13 protein-coding genes are annotated in these 13,116 nt (G+C 32.7%); 12 read left to right on the forward strand and 1 reads right to left on the reverse strand.

Translation table 11 applies throughout. From position 1 onward, the window contains the following. The first annotated feature begins 187 nt into the window (after positions 1-187). The 10 genes from MG290_RS01200 to MG290_RS01245 all read left to right on the forward strand — a co-directional run bounded on the left by MG290_RS01200 (position 188) and on the right by MG290_RS01245 (position 11,063). Positions 188-937: a Rossmann-like and DUF2520 domain-containing protein gene (locus MG290_RS01200; RefSeq protein WP_264562109.1), complete on the forward strand. Its 750-nt coding sequence runs from the start codon at positions 188-190 to the stop codon at positions 935-937. After that, a complete protein-coding gene (locus MG290_RS01205) occupies positions 930-1,457 on the forward strand; it encodes a KdsC family phosphatase (RefSeq protein ID WP_257499099.1) in 528 nt (175 codons plus the stop codon). Before MG290_RS01200 ends, MG290_RS01205 begins: the two co-directional genes overlap by 8 nt. A gap of 19 nt (positions 1,458-1,476) precedes the next feature. Continuing rightward, the gene (locus tag MG290_RS01210) at positions 1,477-2,370 is read left to right on the forward strand and encodes a hypothetical protein (protein WP_264562110.1); all 894 of its coding nucleotides are present in this window, start codon (positions 1,477-1,479) and stop codon (positions 2,368-2,370) included. A gap of 198 nt (positions 2,371-2,568) precedes the next feature. Continuing rightward, complete coding sequence (locus tag MG290_RS01215) at positions 2,569-3,150, forward strand: Maf family nucleotide pyrophosphatase (RefSeq protein ID WP_319800351.1); 582 nt, start codon at positions 2,569-2,571, stop codon at positions 3,148-3,150. After that, the gene (locus tag MG290_RS01220) at positions 3,150-3,656 is read left to right on the forward strand and encodes a mechanosensitive ion channel family protein (RefSeq protein WP_264562111.1); all 507 of its coding nucleotides are present in this window, start codon (positions 3,150-3,152) and stop codon (positions 3,654-3,656) included. The genes MG290_RS01215 and MG290_RS01220 overlap by 1 nt, the downstream gene beginning before the upstream one ends. A gap of 606 nt (positions 3,657-4,262) precedes the next feature. Beyond that, on the forward strand, positions 4,263-6,716 hold the full coding sequence (locus MG290_RS01225) for a PIG-L family deacetylase (protein ID WP_264562112.1): 2,454 nt from the start codon (positions 4,263-4,265) through the stop codon (positions 6,714-6,716). 101 nt (positions 6,717-6,817) lie between these two features. Next, positions 6,818-8,524: a sodium:solute symporter gene (locus MG290_RS01230; RefSeq protein WP_264562113.1), complete on the forward strand. Its 1,707-nt coding sequence runs from the start codon at positions 6,818-6,820 to the stop codon at positions 8,522-8,524. 122 nt (positions 8,525-8,646) lie between these two features. After that, the gene (locus MG290_RS01235; protein ID WP_264562114.1) at positions 8,647-9,864 is read left to right on the forward strand and encodes an OprO/OprP family phosphate-selective porin; all 1,218 of its coding nucleotides are present in this window, start codon (positions 8,647-8,649) and stop codon (positions 9,862-9,864) included. Positions 9,865-9,940: 76 nt separating this feature from the next. After that, the gene (gene prmA / locus MG290_RS01240; RefSeq protein WP_264562115.1) at positions 9,941-10,783 is read left to right on the forward strand and encodes a 50S ribosomal protein L11 methyltransferase; all 843 of its coding nucleotides are present in this window, start codon (positions 9,941-9,943) and stop codon (positions 10,781-10,783) included. Positions 10,784-10,787: 4 nt separating this feature from the next. Beyond that, positions 10,788-11,063, forward strand: a complete 276-nt coding sequence (locus MG290_RS01245) for an ATP-dependent Clp protease adaptor ClpS (RefSeq protein ID WP_264562116.1) — start codon at positions 10,788-10,790, stop codon at positions 11,061-11,063. Between the two features lie 48 nt (positions 11,064-11,111). Here the strand turns inward: MG290_RS01245 and MG290_RS01250 are convergent, their stop codons facing one another. Beyond that, positions 11,112-11,393 carry a GNAT family N-acetyltransferase gene (locus MG290_RS01250; protein WP_257499108.1) on the reverse strand — a complete coding sequence of 94 codons (282 nt, stop codon included), beginning with the start codon at positions 11,391-11,393 and terminating at the stop codon, positions 11,112-11,114. Between the two features lie 175 nt (positions 11,394-11,568). Here MG290_RS01250 and MG290_RS01255 point away from each other — a divergent pair, with 175 nt between their 5' ends. Further along, complete coding sequence (locus MG290_RS01255) at positions 11,569-12,222, forward strand: alpha/beta hydrolase (RefSeq protein ID WP_264562117.1); 654 nt, start codon at positions 11,569-11,571, stop codon at positions 12,220-12,222. A gap of 1 nt (position 12,223) precedes the next feature. Further along, the gene (locus MG290_RS01260) at positions 12,224-13,114 is read left to right on the forward strand and encodes a lytic transglycosylase domain-containing protein (protein ID WP_264562118.1); all 891 of its coding nucleotides are present in this window, start codon (positions 12,224-12,226) and stop codon (positions 13,112-13,114) included. Positions 13,115-13,116: the final 2 nt, after the last annotated feature.

Consider the following 13,116-nt stretch of genomic DNA (forward strand, 5'->3'; position numbering starts at 1 on the left):
TAAGTTGCAAATTTACAAAAATATATCCAATTTTAGCCTAAACACGAAGTACTTAAACACTTACTAGGTGAGTATTTTGCTCACATTTTCTTAAATTTAACTTTAATAAAGCTTTTTTCTTAAAATTATATTAAATTTAACGTAATTTGAAATGAAAAGCAAAAAGGGTTGGTTTAACTTTGGTTTCATGAAAACAATTAACATAATAGGTTCGGGCAATGTGGCATATCACCTGTTGCGTGCTATTGAGAAATCAACTAATTATAAAATTCAAAATGTGGCGGTGCGTTCGTTGGAAAAACCAGTGGATTTTATTGCTACTGATTTAATGGTTTTGTTGGAAGATTTAAAACCGGCTGCCATTACTTTGATTTCGGTTACAGATAGTGCCATTGCAGCAGTTTCAGAAAAAATTCCTTATAACAATTCGTTGGTGGTGCACACATCTGGAACAACTGCGATGAATGTTTTGAATGATAAAAACAGAAAAGGTGTTTTTTATCCTTTACAAACTTTTTCCAAGCAAAAAGAGGTGCTTTTTGAAGAAGTTCCGCTTTGTTTAGAAGCTGCAGCCCCTAATGATTTAAACGAATTAAAATTATTGGCAAGCGAATTATCGAACAATGTGTTTGAAATTACATCGGAACAGCGCAAAAGTTTACATGTTGCGGCAGTTTTTGTGAGTAATTTTACCAATCATTTATACGCCATTGGCAATGAAATTTGTGCGGCAAACAATATTTCCTTTGCTATTTTAAAGCCTTTAATCAATGAAACAGCTGATAAAATCAGGTATTTAAGTCCGAAAGATGCACAAACAGGACCGGCAATAAGAGGTGACCAAAAAACGATCGATGCACATGAACAATTTTTAACAAACCCAATTTTTAAAGAAATTTACAAATTAATTACACAAAGCATACAAACAAATGTCTAAAAGCTACAAAGAATATTTAAACCAAATAAACACATTTATATTTGACGTGGACGGGGTTTTAACAAATGGAACCATTCACGTAACACAAACCGGAGAATTATTAAGAGAAATGAACATACGCGACGGTTACGCCATGAAAGCCGCGATTGAAAAAGGATACAATGTGTGTGTAATTTCAGGCGGATCAAGCGAAGGTGTGAGAATACGATTACGAAATTTAGGCATTTACGATATTCATTTGGGTGTTCACGATAAAGTGGAAATTTATCAAGAATATATCGATGTGAACAATATTAAACCCGAAAATGTTTTGTATATGGGCGATGATTTACCCGATTATTGGGTGATGCAAAAAGTAGGACTACCCGCTTGTCCGCAAGATGCAGTGCCCGAAATTAAGCAACTTAGCAAATATATTTCGCATGTGAAAGGCGGCAAAGGAGCTGTGCGAGATGTAATTGAACAAGTGATGAAGGTTCAAGGAAAATGGCTTGAGCACTTCGAAGCAAAATTTGACTAACAATTAAATAATATAGCTTATGAATGTTCTAAAAAAAGACCAAGCACAAATGATGTTACAAGTTATTGTAGCTGTTTTACTATTTAGATTTGTTTTATTTGAATCGCTCATTACTGATTTAGGACTTACACAGCTTCATTATTTTGCCTTTTTAATTGCCATAGGCTTTATTTTGTACGGTGGTGTTTTGCTTTACAAAATTGTATTACAAGAAGAATTTCCCGATAGAAACATTGAAAAAAGCATTGAGAAATCATACTATAAATATTTGGGTGTAAACGCCGTGGGCATTGGTATCGCCTTTTTTGCAGCCAGCGATATTGATAGAACCTATTACTTTGGTTTCTTTTTGGGTTTGGCAGCTATTTTGTATCTATATATTACCCAATGGCGAAAAATTTTGGTTTTTGATAATATTGTTTATTCATTAATCATTTCATTTCCGTTTTTTATTCTGATTCTGATGGATTTAATGCCTTCGTTGCAAATGAATGCGGAGCAAAATCCAGAAAAACAGCAGTTATTGAACATTTCCCTACAAATATGTGTGTTGCTTTGGTTTTTATATTTTATTAAAACCATTTTAATGGACTTAAAGTTTATGGAATTAGATATCAAACACAAACGCAAATCGCTGGCAACCATTCACGGCAGAGAAATTGGTGCTAAAAGAACCACTTTTTTGTCATTATTGCCGCTTACATTAATTGCAATTTTTTGTGTCATTCATTTTAATCTCAAACTTTTAATAGGATACATCGGTGTGCTGGTAATTTTGCCTTATTTGATTTATCTAGGAAAATTATGGAAAGCAAAAACTACCGAAGATTTTAACGGCATCAACAATTTTTTAAACATAATCATTTGGTTAACTATATTTTCTATCGTAGTTTTATTTTTTAATTTAAAATAGAAATCCATTTAATTTTTTAAACGATATAGACACGTATATTTTAACGCTTTATAAGTTTTACAATTGGTACGCATAGTTTCGATTTACTATGTTTTTATCAAAGATAAAAGTTATTAAAACTTTAAATTTATTAGCAAAAACTGTTGTATCTATGTGGTTATTTAATTATTTTGCCGGATTATCTTTAACCGTTTTAAAATGATTTTACAAGAAAAATATAACGATCATCAAATAATATTAGCATCAAATTCTCCTAGAAGAAAACAGTTTTTAAAAGATTTAGGATTAACTTTTACTGTTAAACCTGCAAACGTCAACGAAGCATATCCTTCCCATTTAAAGGGCAAGGATATTGCTTTATATATCGCCCAGCAAAAAGCGTCGGTTTTTAATAATTTGGAAGCAAATGAACTGGTTATTACTTGTGATACCATTGTTTGGATTGATGATGTTGCGTTGGGAAAACCCGAAAACAGTGCAGATGCAAAGCAAATGTTGCAACAACTTTCTGGAAAAACGCATGAAGTAATCAGTGCCGTTTGTATTAAATCGAATCAAAAAGAACAACTTTTTTATGATGTAACCGAAGTTTCATTCAACACATTAAACCCATCTGACATTGCTTATTATGTAGAAACATTTCAACCATTTGACAAAGCAGGATCTTACGGAATTCAAGAGTGGATTGGCTTGGTTGGTATTGAAAAAATAAATGGTTCATACACCAATGTGGTGGGAATGCCAATGGAAAAATTGTATAAAGAACTAATGAAATGGTAATGCTTGAAAATTTTCATATACAGGATTATTATGGAAAAATAATCACAACGGTTATTTTAATCATCGTTATCTATATTTTGCGATTCATTCTTCGGAAAGTAGTTTTAAAATTCTCTGAAATATCTTTAAAATCAGACAATCGCAGCAAATTGATTATTAAGTATTTTAATTCGTTACTGCATATTTTGTTTGTAATTTTCATCATTCTTTTATGGGGTGTTGATACCGGTCAGCTTTTTGGTTTTGTGGGTGCGGCGATTACGTTTATTGGCGTGGCGCTTTTTGCACAATGGTCTGTTTTGAGCAATTTTACTGCAGGTGTCATTATGTTTTTTGCTTTTCCTTATAAAATGGGCGATCGCATAAGAATTCAAGACAAAGATTTTCCTATTGAAGCAGAGATAGACGATATTCAAGCATTTCATACCATATTGATCACAGAAGAAGGCGAGCGCATTTCGTATCCAAATAATCTGTTTTTGCAAAAAGCTGTGGTTGTTTTGTAGTATTTTAACAACATATATACATAGAAATTAAAACAATTTTGACAATCTAAAAAAATCCTTTAATATGTGGTTAAAAGTAATAAATTGATAATTGAAATTTTACATCAGAATAAACTATGTGTCTATGTGGTTTAATAAAATTTCATCACAGATTCACACCGATTAAAAGAATTATAATTTTATTGACAATCTAAAAAAATCTTTTAATCTGTGGCTAAAAGTAATAAATTGATAATTGAAATATTTGCATCAGAATAAACTATGTGTCTATGTGGTTTCATAAAATTTCATCACAGATCCACACCTATTATAAGAATTATAATTTTATTGACAATCTAAAAAAATCCTTTAATCTGTGGCTAAAAGTAATAAATTGATAATTGAAATATTTGCCGACCCAAATAATAAACTATGTGTCTATGTGGTTTTATAAAATTTCATCACAGATTCACACCGATTATAAGAATTATAATTTTATTGACAATCTAAAAAAATCCTTTAATCTGTGGTTAAAAGTAATAAATTGATAATTGAAATATTTGCATCAGAATAAACTATGTTTCTATGTGTAAAAGAACAATGACTAGTTATTAGAAATATCAAAAAATGAAGAAAAACATTATATATCTCTTTTGTGCGTTGTTTATGCAAACTGTTTATGCACAAAAACCACAAACGCTTAATCCGTCAGAAATCTATTTTCAAATGGAAAAACTCAATGTGTTGGCGAGTGCACTTTATATTGCAGCGCATCCCGATGACGAAAACACACGATTAATTACCTATTTAACACATCACGATAAAGCATATACCAATTATTTATCGTTAACGCGGGGCAATGGCGGGCAAAATTTAATCAGTAACGAGCTGGGAACCGATTTGGGCGTGATTCGAACCAACGAATTGTGGAACGCACGAAATATAGATGGCGGCAAACAATTTTTTTCAACGGCCGATGATTTTGGTTTTTCAAAACATCCGAAAGAAGCTTTTGAAAAATGGAACAAAGAGTTGCTATTGAAACAAGTGGTTTATATGATTCGCAAGGAACAACCCGATGTGATTGTAAATCGCTTTGATCACCGAACCGAAGGAACCACTCATGGGCATCATACAGCATCGGCTCAACTATCAAAATTGGCTTTTAACTTAGCAAACGATAAAAATTATAAAGATTTATCGCAAGAAAGCACCGAAACGTGGCAACCCAAACGACTATTTTTCAATGTTTCCTGGTTCTTTTTTGGCAGCAAACAAGCGTTTGAAAAAGCCGATAAATCAAAATATGTTCCGTTGCATATTGGTGTTTTTTACAATCAATTAGGGAAAAACAATCAAGAAATAGCATCGCTGAGTCGCAGCCAGCACCAGTCGCAAGGTTTTGGTGACATGTCGTCTCGGGGTGAAGAAATAGAATATGTGGAACTGGTTGACGGTGATGGATTGCAATCGAGCAATTTGTTTGAAGGAATTGATACAAGCTGGAACCGTATTAAAGATGGCAATAAAATTCAGCCTTTGATTACGCAATTGCTCAATGAATATGATTTTAAAAATCCATCAAAATCAATCAATTTATTGACAAAAATTTATACTGAAATAGATAAATTGCCCGAAACAATTTGGAAAACCCGCAAGCAAAACGAAGTAAAAGAACTGATTAAAAATTGCGCTGGATTGTTTTTAGATATCACTACAAACGAACCTTACACCACGCCAAATGAAAAAGTTGATATTAAGGTTGAAGTTGCCAACAGATCCAACCAAAACATTGTGCTAAAAGATGTTACAATTAATAATAACAAAACAGTTGTTGATAAAAAATTAGTCAATCAAGAAGTTTTTTATGAATATTATCAAACTCAATTCACCAATCAAGATTATACGAATTTTAAATTCATTGACAATTTCAATGATTTTAAAAATCAATTCAATTCAACCCAAAAAAATGAAATTGGTTTAGAAGTAAACGGCGTGTATTTAGCATACAACTTACCAATTCAATATCATTACAAAGATGTGGTGAAAGGCGAAATTTACAAACCTTTTCATGTGGTTCCAGCCGTTTCTGTGCAGTTTAAACAGCCTGTTTATATTTCTAATTCAAATAAAAATCAAAACGTGTCTGTTGTTTTAAGTAATTATTCTGATGAGGAAATTAAAGATACATTAGTTCTAAAAAGAAAATCAGATAAATCTAAAAAATTGACTTTCAATAAAACAATCGCTTTTAATTTGAATAAAAATGAAAAAAATAAAGAAATTGTTATTACCGATGATTTTATCGAAGACACATATACTTTAGATTTATTTGAAAATAAAAAGGCTATAAATGCAACCGAAACAAAATGGGTTGATTACAATCATATTCCGGTAAATTATTATTTGAAACCTGTTGAAACAAAAGTGGTATCTTTCAATAAAAGTGTTTTAAAGAAATCAAAAATAGGCTATATTGTTGGTGCAGGCGATGAAATCCCACAAGTTTTAAAAGAAGTGGGTTACAACGTAGATTTGATTCATTTAGAATCTGTAAAAGCCGAAGAATTATCAAAATACGAAACAATAATTGTTGGTATTCGAGCATTTAACACCGAAAATTCGTTAAAAACCAAAAATAAATTATTGTTTGATTACACAAAAAATGGTGGAACGGTTATTGTGCAATATCAAACCAATGGCAATTTACAAACCAACGAAATCGCTCCCTATAAATTAAAAATTGGTAGAACACGCATTACCGATGAAAATGCAGTGGTGCGATTCATTAATCCAAACGAAACGGTTCTAAACAAACCGTTTAAAATTACGCAGGAAAATTTCAAAAATTGGATACAAGAACAAGGTTTGTATTATGCAGACGATTTTGATGAAGCGTTTCAACCAGTCTTTACATCACATGATTTTGATGAAAAAGATACAAATGGTGCGTTACTTATTGCAAAATACGGCAAAGGACATTATATTTATACAGGTTTAAGCTTTTTTAGACAGTTACCAATAGGAAACACCGGTGCTTTGGAATTATTTATCAACCTAATTGAACTAAAAAATGAGTGATTTTAAATGGATTAAATGGCGAAAAGCATACAGCATTGTGTTGTTAATCAATTTGTTCTATATTGTACTTTTTTATTTTATCATGCACTTAACCAATTAACATGGAACTATTAGACTGGATTATTCTTTTAAGTACACTTTTGTTTATTGTGTTGTATGGTACCTATCGAACAAAAGGCAGCAAAAATATACAAGAATATATTTTAGCAAACCAAAGCACCAATTGGTTTACCGTAGGATTATCGGTTATGGCCACGCAGGCAAGTGCCATTACGTTTTTGTCAACACCTGGTCAGGCTTATCACGACGGTATGGGCTTTGTGCAATTTTATTTTGGATTACCGCTTGCAATGGTGGTAATTTGTATGGTTTTTATTCCGGTATTTCACAGACTAAAAGTGTACACAGCATATGAATTTCTGGAAACTCGTTTCGATTTAAAAACCCGAACATTGGCATCGGTAATTTTTCTAGTGCAACGCAGTATTGGAACAGGAATAACGATTTATGCACCCGCAATTATCCTATCATCAATCCTTAATTGGGATTTAACTTTTATCATTGTTTCCATTGGTATCGTCATTATTTTTTACACCTATTTTGGTGGAACAAAAGCGTTGAATATCACTCAAAAGCAACAAGCTTTTGTAATAATGGCCGGAATGTTTCTTACATTCTTTATCATTTTATTCAGATTGCCCGAAGAAGTAACTTTTGTGAATGTTTTTAATGTTGCCAAGATTGAAGATAAATTAAACCTGCTGAATTTTTCGACAGATTTTTCCGAAACCTACACCTTGTGGAATGGTTTAACAGCCGGGTTCTTTTTAATGTTGGCCTATTTCGGAACCGATCAATCGCAAGTGGGGAGGTATTTATCGGGCAAAAGCATCAAAGAAACACAAGTTGGATTGTTAATGAACGGCGTGTTAAAAGTGCCCATGCAATTCTTCATTTTGTTGGTAGGTGTCATGGTATTTATCTTTTTTCATTTTTATCAAGCCCCTTTGCATTTCAATCCGGTAAATACGGAAAAAGTTTTAAATTCAGAATATCAGGAAGCATACCGAGATTTAGAAATTGAACTAAAAGGTTTATTAAACGAAAAGAAAGAAATCACTCAAATTTATACCGGGCAATTAAACCAAGGTTATGAAAATGAAATGTTGGAAGAAAAACTGGTTGCTTTGAACGAAAATGAAGTGCAACTGCGACAGGAAGCACGCGATATGATTAAAAAAGTGGACAGCGGCGCCGAAACAAACGATAAAGATTACGTATTCATTTATTTTATATTGAATTATTTGCCACACGGAATTATCGGTTTTTTATTGGCGATGATTTTTTCTGCTGCCATGTCTAGCTCTGCTTCGGGTTTATATGCTGTGGCGTCGAGTTCGGCAATTGATATTTACAAAACCTATAAGCCCAATTTATCGGAACAACATTATCTGAAAGTAACGAAATATTTAGTGGTTTTTTGGGGAATTATTTGCATTTTGGCGGCGTGTGTCATTACCCTTTTTGAAAATTTGATTCAATTGGTAAACATTATCGGGTCTATTTTCTACGGAACCGTTCTGGGTATCTTCTTAATTGCATTCTTTATAAAATACATTAAAGCAAAAGCTACTTTTTGGGGTGCACTTTTAGCCCAAATATTGGTTATATACATTTATTCTTTGGAAGTGGTAAGCTATCTGTGGCTTAACCCTATTGGTGTGTTTTCAGTAATACTCATTGGTTTGGTTTTGCAAATGGTTTTTAGTAGAAACAAAAACGCTCAAACCACTCATGTTAACAAATAAAAAATAAATTATTTCTAAAACTTAAATTTAATGTTAAGAACACTTCTTAGTAACATTAACTTAACACATAAAAGCAGTAATGTTAATAGATTTGCCCCAGATAAAAAACAACGTTTAAGGCAATGAAAATTTTAAAAGTATTATTACTTGCTATTATTACATGCAACCAAGTGAATGCGCAAGAATCAACCAAAGATTCTTTGGCGCAACCCGAAACCCAAAAGAGCAAAGAATGGTTCAACTCGTTTAAGATTAGAGGGTACGCCCAAGTGCGATACAACCGCCTCTTAGAAACCAATCCCGATTTGGGTTGTGATCAATGCGATAAATCTTGGGGTGAAAACGGTAGTTTTTTCTTAAGACGTACCCGTGTTGTTTTTTCAGGACAAATTTATAAAAACGTATTCTTTTATATTCAGCCCGATTTTGCCAGCTCGGCAAGTAGTTCCGGGTTGCATTTTGGTCAATTACGTGATGCCTATTTTGATATAGGTTTCGACAGTAAAAATGAATTCCGAGTAAGATTAGGGCAAAGTAAAATTCCGTATGGATTTGAAAACATGCAATCAAGTCAAAACCGTTTGCCTTTAGACCGTAATGATGGTATTAATAGTTCATTTGCAAACGAGCGTGATTTAGGAGGATTCTTTATGTGGGCACCTGATCGCATTCGCAAAATTTATGCAGATGTAGTTAAAAATAACTTTAAAGGTTCTGGCGATTACGGTGTATTTGCAATTGGTGCTTTCAATGGACAAACTGCAAACAAACCAGAATTGAATAACAATTTACACGTTGTTGCACGTGTTTCTTATCCCTTCACAATTGGCGACCAAATTATCGAACCTGGAATTCAAGCATATTCAGGACGTTGGGTAATGCCTTCTTCGCAAGTGAGCGATGGGGTTACAACCACACACGATGCCAATTATACCGACCAACGCGCAGCTGCCTCTTTTATCTTATATCCAAAACCATTCGGAATTCAAGCAGAATATAACATTGGAAAAGGGCCAGAATTTAACAAAGAAACCAATACCATCGAAACCAAAAGTTTAGAAGGTGGATACGCAACACTTTCATATAGAATTCAGCACAACGAACAATTCTTCTTTCCGTTTGCACGCTACCAATATTACAAAGGTGGAAAAAAACATGAATTAGATGCAAGAAGCTATAAAGTAAACGAAGTAGAATTAGGTTTGGAATGGCAATTAAATAAAAATTTTGAATTAGTAGCTATGTACACCATATCAAACCGAAGATACGAAGACTTTGTTTTGAGAGACAATCATCAAAAAGGAAATCTATTGCGCCTGCAAGCACAAGTAAATTTCTAAAAATATTTTTAAAGAGTTCGGAGCGATTATTTCACTTCGAACTTTTTTAATTTATACCTTTGCAAAAATACTCTTTATGTTGAATACCTATATTGCATATCATTTTAAAATAGAACCAAAAGATCCGGGTGCAGAAATTTTATTAGCAGAATTGGGCGAATTGGCGTTTGATAGTTTTGTTGAAACCGAAGAAGGTTTATCGGCATACATTCAAAATCAGTTACATACTACCGATTTGTTAAATGATATATACATTTTAAATAATCCTGAATTTAAAATAACCTATCACGTCGAAGAAATTGAACAAGTGAACTGGAACGAAGAATGGGAAAAAAACTTTGAACCAATTAATGTAGATGATTTGTGCTATGTGCGTGCGCCGTTTCATGAAGCCAAAAATGTGCCTTATGAAATTGTGATAGAACCAAAGATGAGTTTTGGAACAGGTCACCATGAAACCACATTTATGATGATGAAACATTTATTAAACATAGATGTTACCAATATGGAAGTATTAGATATGGGGTGCGGAACTGCCATTTTAGCTATTTTAGCATTAATGAAAGGAGCCAAACATGCCGATGCTATTGATATAGACAATTGGTGTTATTTGAATTCGATTGAAAATGCAGAGCGCAACAATATTAGCAATATCAGCGTATATGAAGGCGATGCAGCACTTTTAGCTACCAAAACCAACAAATATGATTTAGTAATTGCAAATATTAACCGCAATATTCTATTAAATGATATGGAAGCCTACGCCAAAACATTGAAAAAAGGCGGTATTATTCTATTTAGCGGTTTTTATATAGAAGATATTCCTGCAATTGAAGAAGCAGCAAACCAGTATAATTTGCATTTAGACCACCAATTAGAAAGAAACAATTGGGCATCATTAAAATTTATTAAAAAATAAAGAAATGAGTACAAAAGAACGCGTATTAGAAGATGTTAAAATAGAAGAATTATTTCACTCTGAAAATGTAATTGTTCTTTTTAACGATGACGTAAATACCTTCGACCACGTTATCGAAACCCTGGTAAAAGTTTGCAAACACGAACCTTTACAAGCCGAACAATGTGCTTTAATTGTACATTACAAAGGAAAATGCGATGTGAAAAGCGGAACTTTTCATGAATTGGTTCCTATGTGCACCGCCTTATTAGACGCAGGCTTAAGTGCCGAGGTACATTAATAAAACCGCAGAAATGCGGTTTTATTTATTTTTTCAAAAAACGGTATGCTATATCTTAATTCCCGCTGCCAATAACGCTCTATAGCTTGGGTTCTTCTTAAAAAATGCTACAATACCTGAATTAACAGGTACAATTCGCAAGCGTTTTTCTTCGGCTTGATCTAAAATAGCTTTAATGAAATCGTTTATTAAATCTTCATCATCACAACCGTTAGGGTTTAGTTTGGTTAAAAATAATTTTCGTTCTTGTATTGAATATTCAATAATAATATGTCGATCGCCACATCTACATTCAAATTGTCTTAACAATTCATTGTTTTTAAATTCCATATAACATTTTTTTCTATATTTATAGTGCTTTTCAAGGAATTTGAAGTGCTTTTTAAATTACCTAAATAAAAGTATTATTAAAAATTTTACCTTAAATTCTTATTTCATTTATCTACAAATTAATGAAATAGTTTTTAATAATGCAAAAAGTTATAAAAACAGAAACACCATTTAGATGAAAAACATTTATTTTATTCCAGGTATGGCGGCTAATTGCGGGATTTTTGAACATATAAAATTAAATGATTCTAAATTTAAGATGCACTTTGTGGAATGGCTTGAACCTTCAAAAAACGAACCGCTTCAGGAATATTGCAAACGCTTTTCTGAACAAATCGTTTCAGAAAACCCTATTTTAGTAGGTGTTTCTTTCGGAGGAATTATTGCACAAGAAATTGCAAAGATTATCCCCATAGAAAAAGTAATTATTATTTCAAGTGTTAAAGATCCATCTGAATTTCCAGTACGAATAAATTGGGCTAAAAAATGGAAATTGTATCGTTTTTTTCCCACATCCTATTTTAATTTATTCGAACATCTTACAAAAAAATTATTATCTTCCAAAAAAATCCAACAACGCATTGATATGTATCAAAAATATCTTTCTGTGCGATCGGTCAATTATTTGGATTGGGCGTTTAAAAATGTTATTTTGTGGGAAAATAAAAATCCAATTTCAAACGTTTATCACTTGCATGGCACAAAAGACCATATATTTCCGCATAAACATATTAAAAATGCACAATTACTGGAAAATGGAACACATGTGATGGTATTGGTAAACGCCCGATGGATCAATAAAAAATTAGAAGAAATTTTTGAAGAATAATATGAAAAAAAGTTATAAAAACGCAGCAATTGTAGTTGCTATTTTAGGTTTAAGTGGTTTGTTTTATCAGTTTACAACTATTGAAAAGGTTTCTACCGAAACCGGTTATCATATCAAAAATATCGACTTTTGTGGCGAGCGTGTTCCAGTAGAAATAGTCGATGTTAAAGAGCGTTTAGATCGTGAATTGGTGGTGAATATGAACCTGCATTCGGCAACAACATTAATCATTAAAAGAGCAAATAGATATTTTCCTGAAATAGAACCCATATTAAAACGCAATGGTATTCCGAGCGATTTTAAATATTTATGTGTGATTGAAAGTGCATTGACCAATGCCACCTCTAGTGCAGGTGCGAAAGGTTTTTGGCAATTTATGCCCGAAACCGCGCGGGAATACAATTTGGAAATTAGCAGCACGGTTGACGAGCGATACGATGTGATAAAGGCAACTGAAGCGGCTTGCGTGTATTTAAAAAGAGCCTATGCGAAATTTGGCAATTGGACGTTGGTTGCAGCGTCTTACAATCGTGGAATGGCAGGTGTGGAACGTCAATTAACCGCACAAGGCGTAACCGATTATTACGATTTGTATTTAAACGAAGAAACATCGCGCTATGTTTTCAGGATTTTAGCTTTAAAAGAAATTATGAACAATACTGATAAATACGGTTTTGTTTTTTCTAAAGATGAATTGTACCAGCCTGTAAAAACGAAAACGGTTGCTGTAAATGCAAACATAGATGATTTACAAAGATGGGCATTGAATCAAGGAATTAATTATAAACTTTTAAAGTGGTACAATCCCTGGCTAATTGACACCTCTCTAATAGTTTCAAGCAACAAAACCTATAATATACTAATACCTATTGAGGGTTTTAAGAGAAAATAATA

It is taken from the genome of Flavobacterium sp. CBA20B-1 (genome assembly GCF_028473145.1).
GTDB lineage: Bacteria > Bacteroidota > Bacteroidia > Flavobacteriales > Flavobacteriaceae > Flavobacterium.

Bases quoted from the DNA above. Each gene is read 5' to 3' on its own strand.
- MG290_RS01200 (WP_264562109.1), top strand. From the start codon at position 188: ATGAAAACAATTAACATAATAGGTTCGGGCAATGTGGCATATCACCTG.
- MG290_RS01205 (WP_257499099.1), top strand. From the start codon at position 930: ATGTCTAAAAGCTACAAAGAATATTTAAACCAAATAAACACATTTATA.
- MG290_RS01210 (WP_264562110.1), top strand. From the start codon at position 1,477: ATGAATGTTCTAAAAAAAGACCAAGCACAAATGATGTTACAAGTTATT.
- MG290_RS01215 (WP_319800351.1), top strand. From the start codon at position 2,569: ATGATTTTACAAGAAAAATATAACGATCATCAAATAATATTAGCATCA.
- MG290_RS01220 (WP_264562111.1), top strand. From the start codon at position 3,150: ATGCTTGAAAATTTTCATATACAGGATTATTATGGAAAAATAATCACA.
- MG290_RS01225 (WP_264562112.1), top strand. From the start codon at position 4,263: ATGAAGAAAAACATTATATATCTCTTTTGTGCGTTGTTTATGCAAACT.
- MG290_RS01230 (WP_264562113.1), top strand. From the start codon at position 6,818: ATGGAACTATTAGACTGGATTATTCTTTTAAGTACACTTTTGTTTATT.
- MG290_RS01235 (WP_264562114.1), top strand. From the start codon at position 8,647: ATGAAAATTTTAAAAGTATTATTACTTGCTATTATTACATGCAACCAA.
- prmA (WP_264562115.1), top strand. From the start codon at position 9,941: ATGTTGAATACCTATATTGCATATCATTTTAAAATAGAACCAAAAGAT.
- MG290_RS01245 (WP_264562116.1), top strand. From the start codon at position 10,788: ATGAGTACAAAAGAACGCGTATTAGAAGATGTTAAAATAGAAGAATTA.
- MG290_RS01250 (WP_257499108.1), bottom strand. From the start codon at position 11,393: ATGGAATTTAAAAACAATGAATTGTTAAGACAATTTGAATGTAGATGT.
- MG290_RS01255 (WP_264562117.1), top strand. From the start codon at position 11,569: ATGAAAAACATTTATTTTATTCCAGGTATGGCGGCTAATTGCGGGATT.
- MG290_RS01260 (WP_264562118.1), top strand. From the start codon at position 12,224: ATGAAAAAAAGTTATAAAAACGCAGCAATTGTAGTTGCTATTTTAGGT.